The 22,190-nt window shown below is 44.4% G+C and carries 29 protein-coding genes and 1 pseudogene; 16 read left to right on the top strand and 14 right to left on the bottom strand.

Annotated features, from left to right (window positions below; all coding sequences use genetic code 11):
* Window positions 1-24: 24 nt before the first annotated feature.
* The 4 genes and pseudogenes from ACINWC323_RS0118580 to msrC all read left to right on the top strand — a co-directional run bounded on the left by ACINWC323_RS0118580 (window position 25) and on the right by msrC (window position 2,339).
* Window positions 25-920, top strand: a pseudogene (locus ACINWC323_RS0118580) (alpha/beta hydrolase).
* On the top strand, window positions 921-1,358 hold the full coding sequence (gene trxC / locus ACINWC323_RS18350; RefSeq protein WP_009506136.1) for a thioredoxin TrxC: 438 nt from the start codon (window positions 921-923) through the stop codon (window positions 1,356-1,358). It begins immediately after the preceding pseudogene.
* Between the two features lies 1 nt (window position 1,359).
* Entirely contained in the window at window positions 1,360-1,782 is a 423-nt protein-coding gene (locus ACINWC323_RS18355) for an acyl-CoA thioesterase (RefSeq protein WP_004774422.1), read from the top strand.
* Between the two features lie 77 nt (window positions 1,783-1,859).
* Window positions 1,860-2,339, top strand: coding sequence for a free L-methionine (R)-S-oxide reductase MsrC (gene msrC / locus ACINWC323_RS18360; protein ID WP_009506110.1), 480 nt, complete (start codon window positions 1,860-1,862; stop codon window positions 2,337-2,339).
* Between the two features lie 54 nt (window positions 2,340-2,393).
* Here the strand turns inward: msrC and ACINWC323_RS18365 are convergent, their stop codons facing one another.
* The 3 genes from ACINWC323_RS18365 to ACINWC323_RS18375 all read right to left on the bottom strand — a co-directional run bounded on the left by ACINWC323_RS18365 (window position 2,394) and on the right by ACINWC323_RS18375 (window position 3,968).
* Entirely contained in the window at window positions 2,394-2,903 is a 510-nt protein-coding gene (locus tag ACINWC323_RS18365; RefSeq protein WP_009506084.1) for a nuclear transport factor 2 family protein, read from the bottom strand.
* Window positions 2,904-2,970: 67 nt separating this feature from the next.
* Window positions 2,971-3,465 (bottom strand): DUF4442 domain-containing protein, encoded by a 495-nt coding sequence (locus ACINWC323_RS18370; protein ID WP_009506088.1) that lies wholly within the window; start codon window positions 3,463-3,465, stop codon window positions 2,971-2,973.
* A gap of 14 nt (window positions 3,466-3,479) precedes the next feature.
* Window positions 3,480-3,968 carry a YajQ family cyclic di-GMP-binding protein gene (locus tag ACINWC323_RS18375; protein ID WP_004774427.1) on the bottom strand — a complete coding sequence of 163 codons (489 nt, stop codon included), beginning with the start codon at window positions 3,966-3,968 and terminating at the stop codon, window positions 3,480-3,482.
* 90 nt (window positions 3,969-4,058) lie between these two features.
* On the opposite strand from ACINWC323_RS18375, the gene ACINWC323_RS18380 reads away from it, so the two are divergent.
* Window positions 4,059-4,373 (top strand): rhodanese-like domain-containing protein, encoded by a 315-nt coding sequence (locus ACINWC323_RS18380; protein WP_004774429.1) that lies wholly within the window; start codon window positions 4,059-4,061, stop codon window positions 4,371-4,373.
* A 76-nt stretch (window positions 4,374-4,449) separates the two neighbouring features.
* Here the strand turns inward: ACINWC323_RS18380 and mnmC are convergent, their stop codons facing one another.
* From mnmC to ACINWC323_RS18400, 4 genes are read right to left on the bottom strand one after another with little or no spacing between them, the layout of a single operon-like run.
* Window positions 4,450-6,360 carry a bifunctional tRNA (5-methylaminomethyl-2-thiouridine)(34)-methyltransferase MnmC2/FAD-dependent 5-carboxymethylaminomethyl-2-thiouridine(34) oxidoreductase MnmC1 gene (gene mnmC / locus ACINWC323_RS18385; RefSeq protein ID WP_009506134.1) on the bottom strand — a complete coding sequence of 637 codons (1,911 nt, stop codon included), beginning with the start codon at window positions 6,358-6,360 and terminating at the stop codon, window positions 4,450-4,452.
* A 17-nt stretch (window positions 6,361-6,377) separates the two neighbouring features.
* Window positions 6,378-6,839: an SH3 domain-containing protein gene (locus ACINWC323_RS18390; protein WP_009506106.1), complete on the bottom strand. Its 462-nt coding sequence runs from the start codon at window positions 6,837-6,839 to the stop codon at window positions 6,378-6,380.
* 3 nt (window positions 6,840-6,842) lie between these two features.
* Complete coding sequence (locus ACINWC323_RS18395; RefSeq protein WP_004774435.1) at window positions 6,843-7,145, bottom strand: YciI family protein; 303 nt, start codon at window positions 7,143-7,145, stop codon at window positions 6,843-6,845.
* Window positions 7,146-7,169: 24 nt separating this feature from the next.
* Window positions 7,170-7,781 carry a septation protein IspZ gene (locus ACINWC323_RS18400; protein ID WP_005228564.1) on the bottom strand — a complete coding sequence of 204 codons (612 nt, stop codon included), beginning with the start codon at window positions 7,779-7,781 and terminating at the stop codon, window positions 7,170-7,172.
* Between the two features lie 45 nt (window positions 7,782-7,826).
* On the opposite strand from ACINWC323_RS18400, the gene ACINWC323_RS18405 reads away from it, so the two are divergent.
* Entirely contained in the window at window positions 7,827-8,678 is an 852-nt protein-coding gene (locus ACINWC323_RS18405; RefSeq protein WP_009506113.1) for a PHP domain-containing protein, read from the top strand.
* A 107-nt stretch (window positions 8,679-8,785) separates the two neighbouring features.
* Here the strand turns inward: ACINWC323_RS18405 and ACINWC323_RS18410 are convergent, their stop codons facing one another.
* Window positions 8,786-9,697 (bottom strand): LysR family transcriptional regulator, encoded by a 912-nt coding sequence (locus ACINWC323_RS18410; RefSeq protein ID WP_009506143.1) that lies wholly within the window; start codon window positions 9,695-9,697, stop codon window positions 8,786-8,788.
* Window positions 9,698-9,800: 103 nt separating this feature from the next.
* Between ACINWC323_RS18410 and ACINWC323_RS18415 the strand changes: the two genes are divergently transcribed.
* Window positions 9,801-10,847: an aldo/keto reductase gene (locus ACINWC323_RS18415; RefSeq protein WP_009506138.1), complete on the top strand. Its 1,047-nt coding sequence runs from the start codon at window positions 9,801-9,803 to the stop codon at window positions 10,845-10,847.
* 51 nt (window positions 10,848-10,898) lie between these two features.
* On the opposite strand, the gene ACINWC323_RS18420 is transcribed toward ACINWC323_RS18415, so the two are convergent.
* The gene (locus ACINWC323_RS18420; protein ID WP_005228572.1) at window positions 10,899-11,810 is read right to left on the bottom strand and encodes a bestrophin family protein; all 912 of its coding nucleotides are present in this window, start codon (window positions 11,808-11,810) and stop codon (window positions 10,899-10,901) included.
* A 44-nt stretch (window positions 11,811-11,854) separates the two neighbouring features.
* On the bottom strand, window positions 11,855-12,577 hold the full coding sequence (gene radC, locus ACINWC323_RS18425; protein ID WP_009506128.1) for a RadC family protein: 723 nt from the start codon (window positions 12,575-12,577) through the stop codon (window positions 11,855-11,857).
* Window positions 12,578-12,773: 196 nt separating this feature from the next.
* On the opposite strand from radC, the gene coaBC reads away from it, so the two are divergent.
* The 6 genes from coaBC (at window position 12,774) to ACINWC323_RS18455 (ending at window position 17,145) form a co-directional block, all read left to right on the top strand.
* Window positions 12,774-14,030 (top strand): bifunctional phosphopantothenoylcysteine decarboxylase/phosphopantothenate--cysteine ligase CoaBC, encoded by a 1,257-nt coding sequence (gene coaBC, locus ACINWC323_RS18430; protein ID WP_009506095.1) that lies wholly within the window; start codon window positions 12,774-12,776, stop codon window positions 14,028-14,030.
* 155 nt (window positions 14,031-14,185) lie between these two features.
* Complete coding sequence (locus ACINWC323_RS18435; protein WP_009506097.1) at window positions 14,186-14,563, top strand: cytochrome b562; 378 nt, start codon at window positions 14,186-14,188, stop codon at window positions 14,561-14,563.
* 167 nt (window positions 14,564-14,730) lie between these two features.
* Window positions 14,731-15,576 (top strand): methylated-DNA--[protein]-cysteine S-methyltransferase, encoded by an 846-nt coding sequence (locus tag ACINWC323_RS18440; protein ID WP_009506091.1) that lies wholly within the window; start codon window positions 14,731-14,733, stop codon window positions 15,574-15,576.
* Window positions 15,563-16,300, top strand: a complete 738-nt coding sequence (locus ACINWC323_RS18445; protein ID WP_009506082.1) for a 2OG-Fe(II) oxygenase — start codon at window positions 15,563-15,565, stop codon at window positions 16,298-16,300. Before ACINWC323_RS18440 ends, ACINWC323_RS18445 begins: the two co-directional genes overlap by 14 nt.
* Before the next feature lie 4 nt (window positions 16,301-16,304).
* A complete protein-coding gene (locus tag ACINWC323_RS18450) occupies window positions 16,305-16,550 on the top strand; it encodes an Ada metal-binding domain-containing protein (protein WP_009506086.1) in 246 nt (81 codons plus the stop codon).
* The gene (locus ACINWC323_RS18455; RefSeq protein WP_009506145.1) at window positions 16,537-17,145 is read left to right on the top strand and encodes an alpha-ketoglutarate-dependent dioxygenase AlkB family protein; all 609 of its coding nucleotides are present in this window, start codon (window positions 16,537-16,539) and stop codon (window positions 17,143-17,145) included. Before ACINWC323_RS18450 ends, ACINWC323_RS18455 begins: the two co-directional genes overlap by 14 nt.
* A gap of 112 nt (window positions 17,146-17,257) precedes the next feature.
* Here ACINWC323_RS18455 and secB read toward each other — a convergent pair whose 3' ends face one another.
* The 4 genes from secB to rsgA all read right to left on the bottom strand — a co-directional run bounded on the left by secB (window position 17,258) and on the right by rsgA (window position 19,607).
* Complete coding sequence (gene secB, locus ACINWC323_RS18460; protein WP_004655889.1) at window positions 17,258-17,716, bottom strand: protein-export chaperone SecB; 459 nt, start codon at window positions 17,714-17,716, stop codon at window positions 17,258-17,260.
* A gap of 48 nt (window positions 17,717-17,764) precedes the next feature.
* Complete coding sequence (grxC, locus tag ACINWC323_RS18465) at window positions 17,765-18,025, bottom strand: glutaredoxin 3 (RefSeq protein WP_005228588.1); 261 nt, start codon at window positions 18,023-18,025, stop codon at window positions 17,765-17,767.
* An 11-nt stretch (window positions 18,026-18,036) separates the two neighbouring features.
* Window positions 18,037-18,453 carry a rhodanese-like domain-containing protein gene (locus ACINWC323_RS18470; protein ID WP_004655885.1) on the bottom strand — a complete coding sequence of 139 codons (417 nt, stop codon included), beginning with the start codon at window positions 18,451-18,453 and terminating at the stop codon, window positions 18,037-18,039.
* 95 nt (window positions 18,454-18,548) lie between these two features.
* Window positions 18,549-19,607 carry a ribosome small subunit-dependent GTPase A gene (gene rsgA, locus ACINWC323_RS18475; RefSeq protein WP_005228590.1) on the bottom strand — a complete coding sequence of 353 codons (1,059 nt, stop codon included), beginning with the start codon at window positions 19,605-19,607 and terminating at the stop codon, window positions 18,549-18,551.
* A 124-nt stretch (window positions 19,608-19,731) separates the two neighbouring features.
* On the opposite strand from rsgA, the gene orn reads away from it, so the two are divergent.
* The 3 genes from orn (at window position 19,732) to ACINWC323_RS18490 (ending at window position 22,100) form a co-directional block, all read left to right on the top strand.
* The gene (gene orn, locus ACINWC323_RS18480; RefSeq protein ID WP_032876378.1) at window positions 19,732-20,292 is read left to right on the top strand and encodes an oligoribonuclease; all 561 of its coding nucleotides are present in this window, start codon (window positions 19,732-19,734) and stop codon (window positions 20,290-20,292) included.
* A 126-nt stretch (window positions 20,293-20,418) separates the two neighbouring features.
* Window positions 20,419-21,153, top strand: coding sequence for a Bax inhibitor-1/YccA family protein (locus ACINWC323_RS18485; protein WP_009506078.1), 735 nt, complete (start codon window positions 20,419-20,421; stop codon window positions 21,151-21,153).
* Window positions 21,154-21,296: 143 nt separating this feature from the next.
* The gene (locus ACINWC323_RS18490) at window positions 21,297-22,100 is read left to right on the top strand and encodes an enoyl-ACP reductase FabI (protein ID WP_009506089.1); all 804 of its coding nucleotides are present in this window, start codon (window positions 21,297-21,299) and stop codon (window positions 22,098-22,100) included.
* Window positions 22,101-22,190 lie beyond the last annotated feature (90 nt).

The raw sequence follows: 22,190 nt of genomic DNA, 5'->3' as shown, positions 1-22,190 counted from the left end.
AATAAGATACGCAATGGAGCGCGCATGCATACTTATACAGTTGAGCCGTTGTATGTTGCTAGTGGTGATGAAACCATCGCTGCCGACTTCTATCTTCCGAAAACCAATATTAAACCTGCTGTGATTGTGATGGCGCATGGATTTGCCGGATTGCGTCAATTTAAGTTGGTTCAGTATGCACAGCGTTTTGCCCATGCCGGCTATGCCGTGATTTTGTTCGACTATCGTTATTGGGGCGGTAGTACCGGTAAACCACGTGAACTGGTATCGCTCAGTGCCCAGCTTGATGACTGGAAGAGCATGATTCAATACGCCTCTAACTGTAAGTCGATTGATAGCCGTCGGATTATTTTGTGGGGCACTTCACTCAGTGGTGGCTATGCTCTTAGTTTGGCGACGGATCTGAAAAATATTCAGGCAGTGATGGTACAAGTGCCTTATGTTGACGGGGCAGAGACAGCCAAGCTATATCCATTGCAACGTTATCCAGAAGCATTGAAACGTTCCAGTCAGGATTATATGGGCTCCAAGATGGGCTTGGCGCCAAAAACCTTACCCGTAGTCGATCAATATAAACTCTGTTTCTTACCGACCTCAGACAGTTATTATGGTTATCATTCGATTGTAAACCCTGATTATTACTGGAGTGGCGAAGTACCTGCACGGGTATTTTTAATCTGATGCGTTACCGGCCGATCCAGTTTGTACGCAAGATTAATATTCCAGTGTTATTTATTGCGGCTAAATATGACAGCCTGATTCCGATTGCCTCAAGTCGTGAAGCCGCCACCAATATTGCGCCATTTGTGAGCTATCATGAGTGGGAAATGAAGCATTTCGATATTTATCACGATTCTTGGTTTGAAAAAGCAGTGACAACCCAATTAGAATTTTTACATCAACATATCGGAGTGATGTAAATGATTATTGTCTGTGCATCATGTGGTGCAAAAAATCGTGTACCTGAAGAAAAACTAGCGGCTCATCCCAATTGCGGTCAATGTCATCAAGCATTGCTGCCTTTAGAACCGATTGAGCTGAATGAACAAAACTTTAGCAATTTCATTAGCAATAGTGATTTACCTGTGCTGATTGACCTATGGGCAGAATGGTGTGGTCCATGTAAAATGATGGCGCCACATTTTGCTCAGGTCGCCAAACAAAATCCTTACGTTGTTTTTGCTAAAATTGATACGGAAGCAAACCCACGTTTGAGTGCAGCATTTAATGTCCGCAGTATCCCAACCCTGGTTCTCATGAACAAAACCACAGAAGTGGCGAGAATCAGTGGCGCATTACGTGCACCTGAACTGCAACAGTGGCTAGACCAGCAATTACAGCAACAGCAAGGAAATTAACATGAGCGAACGCCCAAAGCATCCTGAAGGGATCTTATCTCTACAAAATATTGCCATGCCAGCGGATACCAACTGGAGTGGTGATGTTTTTGGAGGCTGGATTGTTTCCCAGATGGATCTGGCTGGAGCGATTCATGTTGAACGTTTTAGTAAAGGCCGTTGTGCGACGATTGCCATTAATCAGATGACTTTCCTTGTGCCTGTAAAAGTGGGTAATGTGATTAGCTGTTATACCAAGATTCTGAAAGTCGGTAGCAGCTCGGTACAGGTTCAAATCGAAGTGTGGAACAGTCACGATGATTCACGTGAACCTGTACGGATTACCGAAGGCGTATTTACCTTTGTTGCGGTGGATGTAAATGGAAATAAACGTTTAATTACAGATGAAATTAAGCAGTCTTTTCTAGCTTCACAGTCAGCTTAAATGATCCGTTTTAATATCTGCACTTACTAGAACAGATGATGATGTTTTAACACTATTTTTTAATCGAGAATATACAGATGGCTGAAGAACTGGTTTTACAACAGGGCCACAAAGTTGAGCAATATCAAAGTATCCTGCCACAGATTCAGGCTATTGTTGAAGATGAAGCTGATGTGATCGCGAATCTGGCCAATATCTGTGCGGCACTCAGACAGCAATTTGGCTGGTTCTGGATTGGCTTTTATCTGGTGAAAGGAAATGAGCTGGTATTAGGACCTTTTCAAGGACCAATTGCTTGTACCCGTATTGCCAAAGGTCGTGGTGTGTGTGGTTCAGCATGGCAACAACAGCAAGTAATTGTGGTGCCAGATGTGGATCAGTTTCCCGGGCATATTGCCTGTAGCTCTGACTCCAAATCGGAAATTGTGTTACCCATCATGAAAAATGGTGAGTGTATCGGCGTGCTGGATATTGACAGTGATGAACTGAATCAGTTTGATGAGGTTGATGCTGAACATCTCCAGCAATTGATGGCAATGATTGAAAAATTTATCTAAGCCCAAACTAAAAAAAGCCCACATGATGTTGGGCTTTTTTTATATGTACTTTGATTAGAACATGGTATTGGCATTTTTGCTGTTTTCTGGAATGTTCTGTATTACATCCCAGTGCTCTACAATTTTGCCATGATCAACCCGGAATATATCTATAATGGCTCGACCCCGGTCAGTGTCATTTTCAGTCGAATGCACATGCAGGACGACTAAATCTCCTTCAGCAATCACTTTCTTGATGACATTCTTTGCCTGAGGATGATGAATAAATTTTTGCGTAAAGAAGTTTACAAAAGGCGCCTTACCATCAGGCACATTCGGATTGTGCTGAATATACTGATTCCCAATATAACGATCCGCATATTGTTTGACCTGATGTTTCAGGAAAACACCTTCATAAAAATCGGTGACAATTTTCTTGTTTTGTTCAGCTACAGATTGTGTGTGCTTTGCGGGCACAGAAACGCGAGAAGAGGCATCCGCAGCAAAGACTTGACCTGGATAAAATGCTAGATTGAGCAGGACAAATACATGGGAAAGAAGCAATGTTTTTTTCATTTTTAGCATCAGAACACAAACAGATAGGCTTGTACCCTGATACTAATGATGAACTTGGAGTAGTCTAGACCGGTTATTATTTTTTACGTTTTGGTAACCAGGCCCAAAGCATCTGGCACTGGATCGGTTCGTTACCAGAATCATCAATCACGGTCACAGGAATCAATAACTCGCCTTTTTCATTCTCGGCAATAAACTTTTGCTGATCTGCCGATAAGCTCGCTGTCGCAGTTAAACCACCTTGCGCGACTTTTAAATAATCCACATGCAATGATTTGATCAAGACGATCCGATCATCCGGAACATGTAAACCCGTTAAAAAGCCCGTCGCAGTTTCTGCAAGTAATGCCATCGCTGCGGCATGAACCCCTTTAATATGGTTCTGCATATTGCGCTGGTTTTCAATACGAACAGTCACGTGGTCTTTATCCACCTCCAAATAGCGGATATTGGCTGTGCCGACCATAGGAACAACACGACCAAACGCTTTGCTCCAGAGCGTGCTACGAATGCCTTTTGGAAATTTAGAGGTGGTTTTAACCAGCTTATAAAGACGGTTATCTTTTGCCATGGTGAACCTATTACTTAATCTTTGAAGTTATTAAATTGCAGGGGCAGACCAAATTGTTGTTCACGTAAAAAGTTCATCACTTGTTGCAAAGTATCGCGCTTTTTATCCGTGACACGGATTTTGTCTCCTTGGATAGAAGATTGCGCCTTGATGCCACTTTCTTTAATGGCTTTATTAATTTTTTTTGCGGTATCTGAGTCAAGTCCATCTTTAAGCTTGATCACTTGCACTACATTTTTACCTGAAGCGGTCGCCTTTTGCGGGTCAAGTGCCTGTACGTCAACTTTACGTTTATAGAAATGGTTTTCCAGCATGGTATAGACTTGTTCACACTGGAAATCACTTTCAGTTGAGATTTTGATTTCTTTATTTTTTTCATTTAGCTCAATTGAAACATCCTGCCCACGGAAGTCAAAACGTGTAGCAATTTCTTTTTGCGTGTTTTGCACCGCATGATTGACTTCAAATAACTCTAATTCAGAAACAATATCAAAAGAAGGCATAGTTAGACCTTTACAAAGGGAAAGAATATTTGAGATGCTAAGGGGGTTTTCTTCATTTGCCAAGTGTTGTTTACATCAAAGGAGTGCACAATGATCCGTAAACAAGAAATTACAACATTTGAGTTCCCAGAAGGCGCAGTCATTTGGGATGTCCGTGATACCAAAGCGTATACAGAGGCTCATGTCAAAGGGGCGGTGAATCGTCCAATTGCTGAATTAACTGCGGATAGTTTGACTCAAGTGGCAGCGGATCAACCGATTTACATTCTGTGTGGTGGCGGTAGTAAAGCACCGCGCGCAGCAGAGCTTTTAGACGGTATTGATAGTTCTCGTGAGTATGTTGTATTGATGGGTGGCACACGCGCAGCACGTGATGCAGGCTTAGCTTTGGAACAAGGCGCTTAAAACACTCAAAAATTTGCCAAAATACCCGGGTATTTTGGCAAATTCAAAAATAATAAAGATTCAAACGTCCAAATACTTAACCTGAATAATACGGTTTTTTAGCTTTTACTTTCTTCTGGAAGCGTTGCGGATTCAATTTATCCAGTAACGGTTGTGGAACCGGACACAGTTCACCCAAGATCAATGCCGCCAGAATCTCACTACATAGTGGCGCAAACAAGAATCCTTTCGACCCTAAACCTGCAAAGCTATAGTTTTGCTCATGGTTGTGGACTTTGCCGACCAGAGGAAAGTAATCCAGACTCTGGGCACGGACAGCGGCCCGACCTTGCCAGTGCTCTAGAGCAGGCAACTGTTGTGCATATTCAGGGAACACGTTGTGGATAAGTTCGTAGTTATGCACATGGTCTTCAGCCAAGACTTCGGCATCATCCCGATTGGGATAAAAAGATGCGCCGAGAATCAAGTGTGAAGCATCCAGTTGCATGCAATAGCCGCCATAACTATAGGCCTGATCCAATGCTAAAGGTTGCGGGCTATTCTCAACCCAACTGACTTGTCCCCGAATGGGCTTTAAAACCGGGTAGTTTTCAAATAGTTCCGCACTTTGTTTGGCGCAACAGACAATAACATGATCTGCCGTGGCGATCCGTTGTTGCTCCTGCCAAAGTTCAGTTTGTGATCCGACTGAGTTTAAGCGGGAAATTCTGGCTGTTTTTATGCTGATATTCGGATGCTGTAAGATTTCATCGCGTAACTGGTGTGGAGAAACTGCACCTGCATGATGTAGTGTCAAATTCGGCAAGTCTGTCTTCGGGAATTGGTGCTGCTCTGATGGTACTGATAAAACACCTTCAGGATATTGTTCTGCCAAAGCCAGTAATTCATCTGCATTCTTCAATGCCAATTGCTGGACCTGAATTGGCCTAAAAGCCTTAAAACGCGCATAAAAGTTGAGCGCATGTTGCCAGCTTAAGGTCATCAGGTGTTCAGGTGCCTGATCAATCGGGCATAGTTTGGGATTGAGTAGCGCCAGTGGATTGCCAGAAGCACCTGCAAGCGGCTCATTTTGCTCATATACGGTGACTTGATGACCACGTTGAGCAAATGCCCAGGCTGAGCTTAAACCTGCGATTCCAGCGCCAATAATCGCGATCTGGCGTGGTCCGGTGTTTAATCGGCCTGTATTTGCTTCGGTTTCGGTGGCAGGGTGCTGTTCCGACTTTATTGAGCCTGTTTCAGGTGTGGCAATGTCCTGCCAGATCGCTTTGAGCATTTCCCGTTTATGACCAAAACCCCGTGGACGGCTAATCTGGATGCCATGCTGTTTCAGTCCACGTTTCAGTACTCCAGCCACGCTAAAGGATGCGAAGGTGGTTCCGAACTCGGACAAACGCACGATGTGATTCAGCACATTTTCTTGCCACATATCCGGGTTACAGGAAGGCGCGAAGCCATCCAGAAACCAGGCATTGACCGCTTGTGTTTTGGGGATGACGGGGAAGATATCCTGTGCATCACCCAGCCATAAATCAATGCTGAAACGTTGTTCTGGAAAGCTGAGACGATGACAGCCTGCAATCGGCAGGGGATATTGCTGAATCAGCTGTTCGGCCAGTGGCTTTAGCTCAGGCCAGACATTCAGTGCGCGAACCAGGTCTGCTTTGCTGAGCGGAAACTTCTCTACACTGATAGCATGCAGATGGCTATGGTTATCTGGACGCACCTGTTGCCAGAGTTGCCACAGGGTCAAAATATTCAGCCCTGTGCCAAAACCAGTTTCTCCCACACAGAAGTATTGATAATCACTCAGTTGCGCAAGACGTTCGGTTAAATCATTACCGTTTAAAAACACATGGCGTGTTTCAAGTAAACCGTTAGCTTTGGAAAAGTAGACATCGCCAAATTGCTTGGAAATGGGAATCTCGATACCATCGACCCATTCCCAGTCCAGATCAGCGGTTTGTAGTTTTGATGAGAGAGACATAAATAAAGATGTTGGTTTTACCACTGACGACGGCGTTTAGTGTAAACATAACTGGCAATAAAGAAACCGAGAATCACACCGACCGCAATGGTCATGGCGCCGTATAAAAACATTTGTGCGCTACGTTCGCTTTGCAACACCTGAACCTGAACCGTTAAATTGTCATTTTTTAACTGTAGTTCCTGATTCTGTGCCAGTGCTTCAAGATTGGCATGTTCAAGTTGCTTCAAACGGCTGGCCTGATCCTGAATCATGGCTTTGACTTTGGCATCTTGCTGTTGTTTGGCTTTAACAATCTGTTCAGCCGTCAGCGGTTTAGCAGCAGTGGCAGTTGGGTTGGCAGATGTGGCGGTGGTGATTTTAGCTGGTGTCGCTGGAGCGACTGCTGTTGGAGCAACAGTCGATGTAGCAGGTTCTACCGCCCATGCACTAGAACTGAGTAAACTTAAAATGAAAAAGCTTTTGACTGCAATGTGCATGATTTACCCTTTTGGAAAAGCTTTGTTGAACGGTCTAACCTCAATATCTGAGTAGATCCCTTCTTTTAAAAATGGCTCTTCCTGAATCCAGGCATCCAGTGCTTCGCGGCTATCAAATTCAACAATCATGGTACTGCCAAAAAAGCCTGCCTGTGGATCATTGGGATCTTTAGGATGTGCACCCGCAGCAATTAAACGACCTTCATCATCTAACTTTTGTAGACGTTCAATATGTTGCGGACGGGTGGCTAAACGTTTTTCCAGAGTACCTTCGCGATCAGTACAGGTCAGCACAAAATATGGCATGGCAGTAGCTCGATGATTTAAAATCTATTCAGTGGTTTTGAAATGTTTTCGTAAGAAAAACAGTATAGCAGCAAGGTAACTCAGAGAAACGATAATATCGCCAAAAGCCGTGAATTCGCCCCAATATTTTCCTTGCATATAGACAAAACCAAAGAAGAAATGCAAAGCAGCAAGCAAAAAGAATTGACCGCACCAGGCCCAGTTCAATTTGATCCAGCCTCTAGGGCTCAGCTCTAACATTGAACCTAACAGTTTCTGGATAATTGGCATGCGTTCTTTATTAAATAAAGGTGTCACTAAAAAGCCCAGACCAATCCCGATATTGATAATAATCGCCTTCATTTTGATGTAGGTGACATCGCTAAAAATCAGCGTGATGCCTCCAAAGATGACCGACATGAGCACGATAAACCATTGCATTTTTTCCAGCTTGAATTTCTGGAAAAAGAACAGGCAGCCATAGACCACAAGCGTCGAGATCAGCAGGGCACAGGTCGCCACCAGAATATGGTTCTGGTCGGTATTTCCTGCGCTGCCCACCAACTGCAACAAGGGATGATGACTATCTTTAGGATCGGTGGTTTTATAAAAATAAAAGAAGATAATAATCGGAAGATAGTCGAGCAACGCTTTCATGTTACAGTACGATGATGAAATAGGTCAGATAGCATAATACAAACCATGTTCGGTGTCGATTTACATACCCATACGCTCATTTCCGACGGTACCTTCTCTCCTGAGCAACTGGTACAGGCTGCTGTTGACTTAAAAATACAGATACTGGCCGTGACCGACCATGACACTATGGATGGGCTGGAACGGGCGCAAAATTATGCACAAGACCATGATATTCAAATTATTTCTGGAGTAGAGGTTTCCAGTCAGTGGTCGAGACCCAATACCAAAAAGAGTTACGGTGTGCATATCGTGGCTTTAAATATGCAAGATGAAGCACCGATCAGGGCCATGCTGGAAAATCAGAAAAAAATCCGTGCGGAACGGGCCAAAGTGATTTGTCAGCTCTTAGAAAAATGTATCGATTTTGATATTTACCCTAATGTGATTGCCCAAGTGGATGGGGAGGCAGATCGGGTGACTCGCACCCATATTGCCAAAGCCTTAGTCGAAAAGAATATAGTCAGTCGTCCGCAGCAGGCTTTTGACCGTTTCCTGAAAGAAGGCAAGAAGGCCTTTGTCAAATTCGAAGGGGTGGGGCTGAAAGAAACCATCGAGATTATTCATGCCAGTGGCGGGTTGGCTGTTCTGGCTCACCCAACCCGTTATGATTTGTCGGCAACCAATATCCGTTACCTGATTGAACTGTTCGCTGAATCTGGGGGGGATGCGGTTGAGTTACCGCCGAGTATCGAGCCCGCTTCAACCCGACAGATGGTCGACCGGATGATTCAGCAATTTAATCTGGCGGTTTCAATTGGCAGTGATTTTCATGGCGACAATATGCCGTGGATCAAACTGGGACAAACGCCGCGAGTCAATCAAGGTCAGAGCGGAATTTGGGAACGCTTTCGATAAGTGGAACAATGAAAAAATTACAACTTTGCTTCATCGTTGTTTTATTCCTGATTGTTTTATGGAGCATTCAATGGATGTTTCATGGTTTTGCAGGACTCTAAATCAACTTAGGTTTTAATTTGCCAATCAGCGTGTTGCTGGAAGTAATCGCTTAAATAATCTAAAAAGCATTGCACCTTTGGCGGTACCAAGTCCCGATGCGGAAACACGGCATAGATTGCAGTGGCTTGCACGGGAAAATCAGGCAGCACCTGAACCAGTTTGCCGGTGTTTAAATCTTCCGCAACATGCCAGAGCGAATGATTGGAAATGCCTAAGCCGTGTAAGGCAGCCTGTCGAATGGCTTCACCCGAATTGCTACTAAAGTAACCTTCAACACGGATCTGTTCAGTTTCCCCCACTTTATTCAGGAAATACCACTGGTCGGTTAAGCCATTGGCATGCTGTTGCAAAATACAGCGATGAGCTTTGAGATCAGATAAGCTTTCTGGAATCCCATAGTGTTGCAGGTAAGCGGGTGATGCACACAGCAACCTGGGATTTGAGCTTAATTGTCTGGCAATCAGACTGGAGCTTTGTAACTGTCCGATCCGAATCGCCAGATCCATGCCTTGTTGAATTAAATCAATGTTTTGATCATTCAGGTCCAGATGAATGTTTAGTTCAGGATGTAACAGCGCGAATTTGGCAATCACAGGCATTAAGATCTTGGTCCCAAAGATTGCGGAAGCGGTCATGCGCAATGTCCCGGAAAGGATATGATCTTTGACTTTTAATGACTCATGTAAATTGACAAAATCAGCCAGCCAGCTACGCCCGTGGGTCAGCAAGGTACGGCCTTCTTCTGTCAAGCTGAGTGTGCGGGTGGTACGATGAAATAAACGCAATTGTAGCTGTTGTTCCAGACGTTGCAGTTTCTGGCTGGCGACAGACACGGAAATATTGGCATCTTGCGCGGCTTTGCTGATCGAGCCCAAGTCTGCAACCCGAATAAAAAACTGGAAATCTTCGGTATTCATTATCAATAAAACCAGAAAAGTATTTCCTGATTATCGTGGTTTTTTTAATAAACCCCTAGCGCTATTTTAGCTCTTAAGCAAATACAGGTTTAAGAGAAGCATCATGAAATATCATTTTCTAGGAAACTCAGGTTTAAAAGTCTCGGAATTAGGATTTGGCGCGGGTACTTTAGGCGGGCAGGGACAAATCTTTTCTGCCTGGGGGCAGGCCAGCCAAACCGAGGCCAATCAAATGATTCAGGCGGCTCTGGATGCCGGGATCAATTACTTTGATACCGCAGACGTCTATTCGGATGGCGAGTCGGAGCGAATGCTTGGCAAGGCTTTGGCCTCGAAAAGACAGCAGGCAATTCTTTCGACCAAGGTGGGTATTCGTAGCTCTGCGCATTTGAATGCTGCAGGATTTAGTCGGGACTATTTACTTTCCGCCGTGGAGCAATCGCTGACCCGACTCGGAACCGATTATATTGATGTATTGCAATTGCATCAGTTTGATAGTTTTACTGCATTACATCAATTGATGAAAACGCTGGATGAACTGGTACGCAGTGGTAAAGTCCGTTATATCGGCGTGTCCAATTTTGCTGGCTGGCAACTGATGAAAGCTCAGGCGATTGCAGAACAATATGGTTATGAAAAGTTTGTGGTCAATCAGGTCTATTATTCTTTAATTGGCCGTGATTATGAGTGGGATCTGATGCCTTTGAATGACGACCAACAGATCGGGGCAGTGGTGTGGAGCCCTTTGGGCTGGGGACGCTTAACCGGTAAATTTGATCGGGAAAATCCGATTCCGGCCCAGAGCCGTTTGCATGATACGGTACAGTTTGCACCGCCTGTGAACGAGGCACATCTTTATCAGGTCATTGATGCACTCAAACAGATTGCAATCGAAACGGGTTATTCCATTCCCCAAATTGCCTTGAACTGGCTGTTACAGCGTCCAACCGTTTCCAGTGTCTTGATTGGTGCCCGTAATCAGACGCAACTGCAAGAAAACCTCAAAGCAAAAGATCTTCAGTTATCGACTGAGCATCGGGTGCAGTTAGATCAGGCCAGTGCGATTTATCCACCTTATCCTTATTATCCGTACTGGAATGGACAGTTCACGGAGCGCTTCAAGTCTCTGGTACACTCACAGTTTGTTTAAGCATTTGATTCATCATCCGAATAAAAATGCCCTCATTGGAGGGCATTGAAATTAAAGCAGGTTATGATCTTGGGCCTGAATTGGCGGTGGCGTCGGGCGGCCCAACGTGCCGAGTAATTCGATCTCAATCGAGCGAACCATGGCATCAAGCGGTAGGTCGTTACTTTGTGTGCCAAAAGGTTCTTCAATTTCAGTACTTAAGGCATCCAGACCAAGAAAGGTATAAGCCAGAATTCCCACCAGTAAGGGGGTAGCCAAACCTAACAAAGAACCTAAGCTGAAAGGTAACATAAAGCAGAAGAAATATACGGTTCGATTCAGCAACACCGAATAGGCGAAGGGAATTGGCGTGTTGGCAATACGGTCACAACCGGTTTGCATTTCGCTTAAAGCCGCCACATGACGGTTCATCTGGGTATAGATAATATCTGAGATTTCACCCTCTTTCATGGCCTGTAACAGTTCCCACTGGATCAAGCTTAAGGTGTATTGCGGGGCATTGTGCTGTTGGTAAAGCTGGGTCAGCGCCTGTTGGCTCAAACCGCTGGTTTCCGTCAATTCGGTCGGATTTGCGGTTTGATGGCGCAAACGGTCACGCAAAACATTGGCAAACACAATCACATTTTGAATGATACGTTCCCGGCGGGCTTGGGTTAGAACACGACAGTCCCGATCAAAATGACGGGCTGTGGCAATCAGAACTCCCCAGAGTTTACGGGCTTCCCACCAACGGTCATAACAGGCGGTATTTTTAAAGCCCAGAAAAATCGACAGGACCACACCGATCAGGGTAAAGCCAACCAATGGAATTTCAGGAAACCGGTAAAGGCCGACATATTCAACACCACCAATAATGGCAGAGATCAGCATTACGAAGCCGAGTGAAGGTAAAATTTTGGGTAGAATCGTCCCACGCCATGAGAATAAAACTTTAAAAATACTCGGCTGGTCACGGACAATCATGTTATATGAATCATTAATTTTATGTGTTGATGTTCATGCTAGATTCAGGCTTTGTCAAGACCAGATTGCCTGATTGGAGCAGGGTTGAGTAGTTGTTGTTCAGAAAAGGAAAAATGTCCTTCAGGCGAAATAATAAAGTGGTCGATCAGGTGGATTTCCAGCAATTTACAGGCCTGTTTCAACTGCTGGGTCAGATAAATATCTTCGGGTGAAGGTTGGGCAACTCCATAGGGATGATTATGGGCCACCACAATCTGGCAGGCTTGCTGTTGTAATGCATAGCGTAAGGTCTGGTTGAGTGAAACAGTGCAGGAATGATGCGAGCCAAAAAACAGTTTTTTGAAATGCAATTTTCTCAGCTCTGCATCGAGACACAGTACGGCAAAGACCTCCTGCTTTTCTCCCAACAGTTCATAACGTAAATAGTCGAGCACCAGCGTAGAGGTATCCAGACAAAGTCGTTGCTGATGGAAATGATTATTCAGATAACGTCGCCCCAGTTCTTTGACTGCCATGAGCTGGGCGTACTTGGTCGCAGCAATGCCATTAAATTGTGATAAGTCCTCAAGATTGGCATCAAATATCAAGTTAAGTCCGCCAAAGTGTTGAATCAAAATACGCGCCAACTCCACCGCAGAGTGCTGTTTCGAGCCTGAACGAAGAAAAATCGCCAACAGTTCGGCATCAGATAAGCTTTGTGCACCTTGAGATAAAAGTCGTTCTCTGGGACGTTCTTGCTCGGGCCAGGTTTTTATTGATTGATTCAACGCTTATTTTCCCTTTGATTTTATTGTGATTATTATTTTTTTAGGCAAAAAGAAGTGCCAGGCGTTGCCTTTTGATTTTTGCCAGACCAATAATATTCTCTACCGCCAGTTCCACTGAAATGTTGAGGGTGCCACTTGGGTATCCACTTATTTAATGCTATTGTGAGCGCCACTGCAACAGTAAGGTATCCTGTTTGTGAGCTTCGATCTAAGTGTTATTCCCCATAAAAACATTATATTAGCGGTCACGGGTGGTATTGCTGCCTATAAAAGTGCCATCTTGGTGCGCCGTTTAAAAGATTTCGGTTTTGATGTCCGTGTGGTCATGACACATGGCGCGCAAGCATTTATTACCCCTCTTACTTTTCAGGCGCTGTCTGGAAATCCGGTGCATACCGAACTGCTTGATCCTGAAGCCGAAGCCGGTATGGGACATATTGAATTGGCTCGTTGGGCCGATCTGGTTCTGGTGGCACCTGCCAGCTGTGACAGCATCGCAAAATTTGCCAATGGTTTGGCGGATGACTTGCTCAGTACGCTCTATTTGGCAACCAAAGCCCCTGTCTGGGTGGCACCAGCTATGAACCAACAGATGTGGGCGGCGAAAGCGACACAACGCAATCTGCAAACGCTGGTGGAAGATGGCGTGCATGTGATCATGCCAGATGCTGGTGAACAGGCCTGTGGTGATGTGGGGTTGGGCCGTATGCCTGAGCCTGAAGATTTGGCCCGTCAGGTCGCGGCCTATTTCCATAAGGCACAACGTGCGCTCGCTGAAAAATTTGGCCTGTTGGCTGGAAAGCGCGTCACCATTACTGCAGGACCGACCCGTGAAGCGATTGACCCGGTGCGTTATATTTCAAATCATAGTACCGGTAAAATGGGCTTTGCACTGGCAGCTGCCTGCTATGCCGCAGGGGCAAAAGTGACGTTGGTCGCTGGACCTGTCAGTTTGGATACGCCGAATGGTGTACAACGCATTAATGTCAGTTCAGCCATGCAGATGCTGGATGTCAGTATGAACCAGCTGAAAGAAGGGTGTGACATCTTCATTGCAACGGCGGCTGTAGCGGACTATCGTGTGGCACAGGTTGCAGAACATAAGATTAAAAAAGCAGGTGATGAACTTGCGGTCGCATTAGTGAAAAACCCGGATATTGTGGCGACGATTGCCCAGCAGGAAGAGCGTCCATTTATGGTCGGCTTTGCCGCTGAAACGCAAAATGTAGAAGAATATGCGGCAGGTAAACTGGTGGCGAAAAAACTGGATATGATTGCCTGTAATGATGTATCACGTCCTGACATCGGTTTTGCTTCAGATCAAAATGCCATGACCGTGTTCTTCGCCCAGTCTTATCATATGAAAAAGCGTGAGCTGGAAAAAGCATCGAAACAGGAGATTTCACAGCAACTGGTTGAATCTATTGCTGATGCTTTACGCCGTCGTTTATAAAAGAGGGAAGCAATCTTTTTTATTAAAATGCAACGATTTCGTTGCATTTTTTATGTATGCTAAATCTGCAATGTGCTTTGTACCCTGGATGTCAGCGACAAAGTTTTTGCATATGACAAATAAAGCATAGCCACAGTTTTTGATAGGATATCCTGATGATTAAAAAAACTTTAGCCACCGTTGTGATGTTGTCTGCTTTTGCCTTCAGCCATACGGCAATGGCTGCGGGTTTAGAAGATGATATGAAAATGCTGGGCAAGAATTACAAAGCGTTTAATCAAGCCGACAATGCACAGGCTGCCACAGCCGCGTTAAATAATATGCGTACTGCTGCGGTACATTCGAAACAATATAATCTGGCTGCAAATACACAGGCGAAAGTTCCTGCTTCAACAGCGTTATTTGACCAGATTGTCGGGGAAATTGATAAGGCCAAATTACTGGTACAAGCCGGTAAACTGGATGAAGCCAAAAAACAGGGTAAAAAGATTGCGGAATTACGTGATCAGGGGCATAAGTATTACACCCACTAATCGATCAGTGATGGGTGATAACCTGATGGGGCTGTACTTAAACAAGTGCAGCTTTTTTATTGGAATTTGAGACCGTAAAACGACCGGGTTGAGACTGAGCATGATTCAGATTTTCACTAGGTGGCAAAGTTGCTACAGTGAAGACAAGAATGATGAGAGGTGATGATATGTCCTCACAACAACGTAATTATGAGCGTATTGCCCAAGCGATTCAGTACATCCAGCAGAACTTTCAGCAACAACCACAACTGGATGAAGTCGCTGCACATATTCACTTAAGTCCTGCCCATTTTCAGCGTTTATTTACCGATTGGGTCGGTACCAGTCCTAAAAAGTTTTTACAGTATATTAGTCTTGAACATGCCAAACGGATTTTGAAACAGGAACAGGGCAGTATTTTTGATGCCACCTTTGCAACAGGCCTGTCCAGTACCAGCCGCTTGCATGATCTGTTTATCCAGATTGAAGGCATGACGCCAGCTGAATATAAACATGGTGGCCAGAGTCTGACCATCCACTATCAATTTGCAGAGACCTTATTTGGTGAAGTCCTGATTGCATCTACCCATAAAGGTATTTGTGCACTCAGTTTTGTGGACAATCAGGTTGATGCGCTGATGCAGTTAAAGATGCAATTTCCTCAGGCTGCTTTTATTGAACAGGTTGATGCCTTTCAGCATAGTGCTTTGGCCCTGTTTCAAAAAGACCAGCAGCAATTGGCTGAAATTAAACTGCATTTAAAAGGCACCGAGTTTCAGCTCAAGGTGTGGCAAAGTCTGCTCAAAATTCCGATGGGACAACTTGCCACTTATGCTGAACTTGCCAGAGCCATTGAGCATCCCAAAGCGGCGCGCGCGGTAGGCACGGCGATTGGCAGTAATCCTGTGGCATTTCTGATTCCCTGTCATCGGGTAATTCAGTCCAGTGGCCTGTTTGGCGGCTATGAGTGGGGTAGCGTGCGGAAAACAGCAATCATTGGCTGGGAAGGTGTGCAAAGCCATGCCGCAATCTGAACAACAGCAGATCCAGACGGTGATCGATAAGATTCAGGCTGCGGATTGGGAGCTGATCACAGAGCAAATCCACCATCAGGGCTTTGCCTTGATTGAGCAGGTGTTATCGACCGAACAGTGCGAGCTGCTGCAACAGTTGTATCCGCAAGCGGAGCTGTATCGTAAAACGGTGGACATGCAACGCTATCGTTTTGGTCGAGGTGAATATAAATATTTTACTTATCCGTTGCCCAATCTGATTGAACAGCTACGCCATGAGGTCTATTCCCATCTGGTGCCGATCGCCAATGCATGGTTTAAGGTACTGAAGATAGCGCAAACATTCCCGGCTTCACATGCTGAGTTTTTACAGCGGTGTCATCAACAGGGGCAAACGCTGGCAACGCCACTGATTTTGAAATATGAGCAGGGCGGCTTTAATACACTTCATCAGGATTTATATGGTGAGGTGTATTTTCCTCTACAACTGGTGATTGTATTGAGTCAGCCGAATCGGGATTTTACAGGAGGAGAACTGGTCTTCACTCAACAAACACCTAGAGCTCAATCCAAGGCCATGGTGATGCAGCCACAGCAAGGCGATCTGTTGATTTTCACCACGCAATTTAAGCCAGAAAAAGGCAGTCAGGGTTATTATCGGGTCAATATCAAGCACGGGGTCAGTCCGGTGCTGCACGGTCATCGTTATAGCCTCGGGATTATTTTCCATGATGCGCTGAGTTAATCTAATGTGGCGACATCTTGAATTAACACAGACAGAGTTACATCAGAAACTGAAACAGCAACAGATTGTATTTGCAGGCAATGCACAGCTTAAAATTTATGGCCGATTGACCTGTGCCTCGGGGAAGCGCATGCTGAAAAACAATCGGGTATTTTTCTTGAATGAAGATGAAGCGATAGCACAAGGCTATCGTCCTTGTGGACATTGTATGCGACAAGCCTATAAGAAGTTGAAAGATGCAACTATTTGATATTGAAGCTGATCCAGAACTGAATCATTTGCCTTATGACGGCACGGTGCAGTACTACGGCAAAATCGTGCATGGCGCTGTCGCAGATCATTATTTTGAGCAGTTGATGCAGACGATTGCCTGGGAAAATGATCAGGCATTGATTTTTGGCAAGCTGTTAACCACTAAACGTAAAGTGGCGTGGTATGGCGATCGGCGCTTTGAATATACCTATTCCAATATGAATAAATATGCCTTGCCATGGACACAGGAATTAGTTGAACTAAAACAACTGGTCGAAGAGTTAACTGGTGAGACCTTTAATTCCTGTTTGCTGAATCTTTATCATTGTGGTGAAGAAGGGATGGCATGGCATAGTGATGCGGAAACGGATCTCAAAAAAGATGGTGCAATTGCGTCTTTAAGCTTTGGAGCAGAGCGGAAATTTGCTTTTAAACATAAACAGAGCAAGGAAAAAGTCGAGCTCTATTTAGAGCATGGCAGTTTATTGGTGATGAAAGATACCACCCAGAGTTATTGGTTGCACCGCTTGCCACCGACGAAAAAAGTCAGTACCGCACGGATTAATCTGACCTTTAGAACCATTGTGGCTTAAGCATAAAAAAAGGACTGAAAAATCAGTCCTTTTGCCGCTAATCCCTCCCAACCTCCCTTTTAAAAGGGAGGTGTTCCTCTTCTTTTATGAAGAGGAATATGGAGAGAATGACTTATGCTTGACCTTGCGCGTCTGCATCTGCTTGGAGACGTTGCATATTTGCTTCAAATTCAGCATCAAAGTTGATTGGTGTAAGCAGCAATTGCGGGAAGCTACCCTTTGTCACCAAATCATTGACCGCTTCGCGTAAGAACGGGAACAGGATATTCGGGCAGTACGCACCCAGGATGTATGGAAGACGATCTTCTTCAACACCATCGACCAGGAAGATACCTGATTGAGTTACATCAACGATGAACGCAGTTTCATTTTCGTTGTTCGCTTGAACCACAACTTTTAAAGACACTTCATAGTGTGTTGGATCAATTTTTTCTGCAGCAGAAGATAAATTGATGTTGAGTTCTGGTTGCCATTGCTTGGTAAATACTTGTGCACCAGGAACTTCAAAAGAAATGTCTTTGGTATAAATACGTTCTAACGCGAGTTGTGGTTGAACTTGTTCTTCGCTCATTGTTTTTCCTTAAATCTCGGATGTGTTGTTAAGCTAATAGATATGCTGTTAAGCCAATAATTGGTCGAGTTTACCTTCACGCTCTAAAGCATAAAGTTGATCAAAACCACCGATAAACTGATCTTTAATAAAAATTTGTGGCACTGTACGGTGATTGGTACGTTGCATCAATTCCATACGAACTTCTGGTGCTTCATTGGAAAGATTAATTTCTTTAAAAGCAACACCTTTACGCTCAAGTAATTGTTTTGCACGGACACAGTACGGGCAAGAAAGGGTTGAATAGATGGTGACGTTTGGTGTTGTCATGTTATCTCTCCTTAAGCTTTGGTTTTGCTTTTAACTAAAGGTAAGCCTTGCGCTTTCCAGTTGCTAATCCCACCGTCTAGACGGTAGCTGTCAGCGTGACCTACTTTTTGTAGTGCTGAACCGGCAACTTGCCCTAAGTTACAAATGAAGACCAATGGACGATCACTTGCTTTTAATTCATCAACATGACTGGTGATCTGGCTATATGGAATGTTACGGCTACCGCTGATGTGACCATCGCGGAAATCTTTTCCATCACGTAAGTCGATCAGGATGGCATTTTTTGCCTTGACCAAGATACCGAGTGATTGTGGTGAAATTTTACGACCATTGCGTTGTCCTTCCAAAATAAAGAACAACACGATTAACACGCCGAGCGTACCAAACAAGAAGGGGTGATTCCCCATAAACTCTAACCAGCGTTCCACAAGTCACCTAAAATTAAAATACAAAATTGATCCTGAGTATAACTTATCTCTATGGTGATCAAAAATGTTAGTTCAAGGGGCAAAGCCCAACAAAATTAACTTTTTTGCTGAGCTTCCTGAATTTCATCCATTAAACGCAGATAACTGTCCAAGCGTCTTGGCAAAATTTCACCTGCTTCAACCGCTTGTTTCAGTGCGCAATTTTTCTCATGGGTATGGGTGCAATTCCGGAACTGGCAAAGTCCCAGATGCGTTTCTATCTCTGGAAAACCAGTACGCACCTTTTCCGGACTGAGGTGCCACAGCCCAAACTCACGGATTCCCGGAGAATCAATGAGTGCTCCGTTTGTTCCAAATTTGATCAAACGGGTCGAAGTAGTGGTGTGTTGACCGAGTGCCGAGTTTTCTGAAATCACATTGGTTTTCTGTGCGGCATCAGGAACGATGGTATTGATCAATGAACTTTTACCGACGCCAGACTGTCCAACGAACGCAACAGTTTCATTGTCCAAACGTGCAGATAATGCCGACAGGTCGCCACGTGATTGGCAAATCAGGGTTTCATAACCTAGGGCTTCATATTCACTAAGCAAGGTGAGAATCGGATCATGTTCAGTGAGTAAGTCCGACTTATTCAGCACCAACAACGCTGGAATATTGGCATCGGCACAGGCCACCAGATAGCGGTCGATCAATGTCGGCGCGGGCTCTGGTAATGGTGCGAACACGATGACGATCAGGCTGATATTGGCAGCAACCGGTTTGACCTTGTGATAACGGTCGGGGCGGGTTAGTAAAGATTGTCTTGGATAAATCGCAGTGATAATACCCAGACCTGTAATCGGATCAGCTTGCCATTTCACCCGGTCACCTGTGACCAACAGTTCTAGGTTGGTACGGGTGTGACAACGCCAGATACTGTCCAGTTCAATCGGTTTCCAGAACGGTTCCGGCTCACCCTCGGCCACTTGTGGTTTTTCAGGATGCTGTTCAGGCACAGACAAGGCTTGTACTTCGAGTTGACGACCATAATGCTGAACAACCAGTCCATCTAAATCTTGTGAAGTGTCAATGTCGTCCTGACGCGATTTATGCTGTTTCTCAATACGACGCTGCTGTTGTTCGGTTAAACGACGCTTACGAATTAAAGCCATTCATATCCCAAAAAATCCACACTTTGAAGACCGCAAAAATAGCATGAAGCCGCTATAGAATTACAGCCAAGATGTAATTAATTTGCTACTATTGATGTTTTTAAGCACTTTAGAATTGCCATCCATGAGCAGCACCCCTGATACACGATTAATTTGGATCGATCTGGAAATGACCGGTCTTGATACCGATAATGACAAGATCATTGAAATTGCAACAATTATTACAGATGATCATTTAAATATCTTGGCTGAAGGGCCTGTTTTAGCGGTACATCAATCTGATCTGATTCTAAATGCAATGGATGAGTGGAATACCAAGCAACATGGTCAGTCTGGCCTGATTGAACGTGTGCGCCGTAGTAAACTGACTGCACAGGATGCGGAACAGCAAACCCTCGAATTTTTGAAAAAATGGGTCAATCCAAAATCTTCCCCGATGTGCGGTAACTCCATTTGCCAAGACCGCCGTTTCCTGCATCGTTTGATGCCTGAACTGGAACAATTCTTCCATTATCGTAATCTGGACGTATCTTCGGTAAAAGAACTGGCGAAACGCTGGAGACCAGAAATTATGAGCGGTTTAAAGAAAAATGCGTCGCATTTGGCAATGGATGATATCCGTGATTCGATCGCAGAATTAAAATACTATCGTGAATACTTTTTTATCATGAATCACGATAAGTAATCGTTGATTGCGTGATACATACAAGGAGCTTAGGCTCCTTTTTTAATGCACTAAAAATATTTGGGCTTGATCAAAAAATCGCTTAAACTCGGGTTTTAATAGCAAACTATAAAAAAGAGAGCGTACATGCAAAGTACTAACCCCATTTTAACGCGGGTAGAAACCTATCAAGATTTGGCTGAGCCAATGACCATTCAGGGTGCGATTCAAAAATCGGTCCTGTTAACAGTGATTGCTGCTGTTTTAGGGATGGCCTTATTTTTCTACTGTGCGATGACAGCGAATCTGTCGATTGCTTATGCTGCAACGATTATTGGTGCAGTTGGTGGTCTTATTCTTGCACTCATTACCACATTTAAATCGAATACCGCACCTGCTTTGGCTATTCCTTATGCTTTATTTGAAGGGGCTTTTTTAGGCGGCGTCTCGTTTATTTTCCAGTTAAAATATCCAGGTGTTCCTTTACAGGCATTATTGGCAACATTCGTCACCACTTTGGTGCTGTTTGCCTTATATAAATTTCAGATCATTCGTGCCACTGAAAAGTTTAAGGCGGTTGTGATTTCGGCATCGATTGCGATTGCCTTGGTATTTGTGGTGCAAATCATTTTGCGTTTGGCTTTTGGTTCGAGCATTCCTTATATCTTTGAAAGTAACTGGTTAGGTATTGGCTTTGCTGCTTTTGTTGCAGTAATTGCCTCTTTAAACCTGATTCTGGACTTTGACCTGATTGAAACCGCGGCTGCACAACGTGCACCCAAAGCATTTGAGTGGATCTGTGCCATTGCTTTATTGGCGACGCTGGTGTGGATGTATTACTCATTCCTGCGTTTATTGAGTCTGCTTCGCGGTGATGATTAAGTTCTGATTGAAGTGAAAATACAAATCGTCTTCAAAATGAAGGCGATTTTTTTATGCAAGATTGTAAAAAAGATGGATTATGCAATTCCGCAAGCGCTGGAATCTTGGCATCATGTGGTGAAAATTTTTCGAGTGAGAATAAGATGTCACAAGGACTTTTAGCTGGTAAACGTTTTTTAATTGCCGGTATTGCAAGTAAATTATCGATTGCTTACGGTATTGCTGCAGCGTTACACCGTGAAGGTGCGGAGCTTGCGTTTACTTATCCAAATGAAAAGCTGAAAAAACGTGTCGATGACTTCGCTGCACAGTTTGGTTCAACTTTGGTTTTCCCTTGTGATGTTGCTGTTGACGCAGAAATTGACAATGCCTTTATCGAGTTGGCAAAACACTGGGATGGTTTAGATGGTGTGGTGCATTCAATTGGTTTTGCGCCAGCGCATACGCTTGATGGTGACTTTACTGACGTGACTGACCGTGACGGTTTTAAAATTGCCCATGACATTAGTGCCTATAGCTTTATTGCGATGGCTCGTGCGGCGAAACCATTATTACAAGCGCGCCAAGGTTGTTTATTGACTTTGACTTATCAGGGTTCTGAGCGTGTGATGCCGAACTATAACGTGATGGGTATGGCGAAAGCATCGTTAGAAGCAGGCGTTCGTTATTTAGCATCAAGCTTGGGTGTAGATGGTATTCGTGTGAATGCAATTTCTGCGGGCCCAATCCGTACTTTGGCAGCATCAGGTATCAAGTCTTTCCGCAAAATGTTAGATGCCAATGAAAAAATTGCCCCACTCAAACGTAATGTGACCATTGAAGAAGTGGGCAATGCCGCATTGTTCCTATGCTCGCCATGGGCTTCGGGTATTACGGGTGAAATCATGTATGTTGATGGCGGTTTTAATACCGTAGGTATGAGCCAAAGCATGATGGATGATGAATAATTAGATTGCTCTAAATTATTTGATAAAGCCGCTTTTATAGCGGCTTTGTTTTTGAGAGTTTAATGTTAACTCTAGCCTCATTTTAAAATT

It is taken from the genome of Acinetobacter sp. WC-323, assembly GCF_000314615.1.
Classification (GTDB): domain Bacteria; phylum Pseudomonadota; class Gammaproteobacteria; order Pseudomonadales; family Moraxellaceae; genus Acinetobacter; species Acinetobacter courvalinii.
This window is presented reverse-complemented; position numbering and strand designations above follow the sequence as displayed.

Excerpts from the sequence above, each read along its gene's own strand:
- trxC (WP_009506136.1), top strand. The coding sequence starts at position 921 with ATGATTATTGTCTGTGCATCATGTGGTGCAAAAAATCGTGTACCTGAA.
- ACINWC323_RS18355 (WP_004774422.1), top strand. The coding sequence starts at position 1,360 with ATGAGCGAACGCCCAAAGCATCCTGAAGGGATCTTATCTCTACAAAAT.
- msrC (WP_009506110.1), top strand. The coding sequence starts at position 1,860 with ATGGCTGAAGAACTGGTTTTACAACAGGGCCACAAAGTTGAGCAATAT.
- ACINWC323_RS18365 (WP_009506084.1), bottom strand. The coding sequence starts at position 2,903 with ATGCTAAAAATGAAAAAAACATTGCTTCTTTCCCATGTATTTGTCCTG.
- ACINWC323_RS18370 (WP_009506088.1), bottom strand. The coding sequence starts at position 3,465 with ATGGCAAAAGATAACCGTCTTTATAAGCTGGTTAAAACCACCTCTAAA.
- ACINWC323_RS18375 (WP_004774427.1), bottom strand. The coding sequence starts at position 3,968 with ATGCCTTCTTTTGATATTGTTTCTGAATTAGAGTTATTTGAAGTCAAT.
- ACINWC323_RS18380 (WP_004774429.1), top strand. The coding sequence starts at position 4,059 with ATGATCCGTAAACAAGAAATTACAACATTTGAGTTCCCAGAAGGCGCA.
- mnmC (WP_009506134.1), bottom strand. The coding sequence starts at position 6,360 with ATGTCTCTCTCATCAAAACTACAAACCGCTGATCTGGACTGGGAATGG.
- ACINWC323_RS18390 (WP_009506106.1), bottom strand. The coding sequence starts at position 6,839 with ATGCACATTGCAGTCAAAAGCTTTTTCATTTTAAGTTTACTCAGTTCT.
- ACINWC323_RS18395 (WP_004774435.1), bottom strand. The coding sequence starts at position 7,145 with ATGCCATATTTTGTGCTGACCTGTACTGATCGCGAAGGTACTCTGGAA.
- ACINWC323_RS18400 (WP_005228564.1), bottom strand. The coding sequence starts at position 7,781 with ATGAAAGCGTTGCTCGACTATCTTCCGATTATTATCTTCTTTTATTTT.
- ACINWC323_RS18405 (WP_009506113.1), top strand. The coding sequence starts at position 7,827 with ATGTTCGGTGTCGATTTACATACCCATACGCTCATTTCCGACGGTACC.
- ACINWC323_RS18410 (WP_009506143.1), bottom strand. The coding sequence starts at position 9,697 with ATGAATACCGAAGATTTCCAGTTTTTTATTCGGGTTGCAGACTTGGGC.
- ACINWC323_RS18415 (WP_009506138.1), top strand. The coding sequence starts at position 9,801 with ATGAAATATCATTTTCTAGGAAACTCAGGTTTAAAAGTCTCGGAATTA.
- ACINWC323_RS18420 (WP_005228572.1), bottom strand. The coding sequence starts at position 11,810 with ATGATTGTCCGTGACCAGCCGAGTATTTTTAAAGTTTTATTCTCATGG.
- ACINWC323_RS18435 (WP_009506097.1), top strand. The coding sequence starts at position 14,186 with ATGATTAAAAAAACTTTAGCCACCGTTGTGATGTTGTCTGCTTTTGCC.
- ACINWC323_RS18440 (WP_009506091.1), top strand. The coding sequence starts at position 14,731 with ATGTCCTCACAACAACGTAATTATGAGCGTATTGCCCAAGCGATTCAG.
- ACINWC323_RS18445 (WP_009506082.1), top strand. The coding sequence starts at position 15,563 with ATGCCGCAATCTGAACAACAGCAGATCCAGACGGTGATCGATAAGATT.
- ACINWC323_RS18450 (WP_009506086.1), top strand. The coding sequence starts at position 16,305 with ATGTGGCGACATCTTGAATTAACACAGACAGAGTTACATCAGAAACTG.
- ACINWC323_RS18455 (WP_009506145.1), top strand. The coding sequence starts at position 16,537 with ATGCAACTATTTGATATTGAAGCTGATCCAGAACTGAATCATTTGCCT.
- secB (WP_004655889.1), bottom strand. The coding sequence starts at position 17,716 with ATGAGCGAAGAACAAGTTCAACCACAACTCGCGTTAGAACGTATTTAT.
- grxC (WP_005228588.1), bottom strand. The coding sequence starts at position 18,025 with ATGACAACACCAAACGTCACCATCTATTCAACCCTTTCTTGCCCGTAC.
- rsgA (WP_005228590.1), bottom strand. The coding sequence starts at position 19,607 with ATGGCTTTAATTCGTAAGCGTCGTTTAACCGAACAACAGCAGCGTCGT.
- orn (WP_032876378.1), top strand. The coding sequence starts at position 19,732 with ATGAGCAGCACCCCTGATACACGATTAATTTGGATCGATCTGGAAATG.
- ACINWC323_RS18485 (WP_009506078.1), top strand. The coding sequence starts at position 20,419 with ATGCAAAGTACTAACCCCATTTTAACGCGGGTAGAAACCTATCAAGAT.
- ACINWC323_RS18490 (WP_009506089.1), top strand. The coding sequence starts at position 21,297 with ATGTCACAAGGACTTTTAGCTGGTAAACGTTTTTTAATTGCCGGTATT.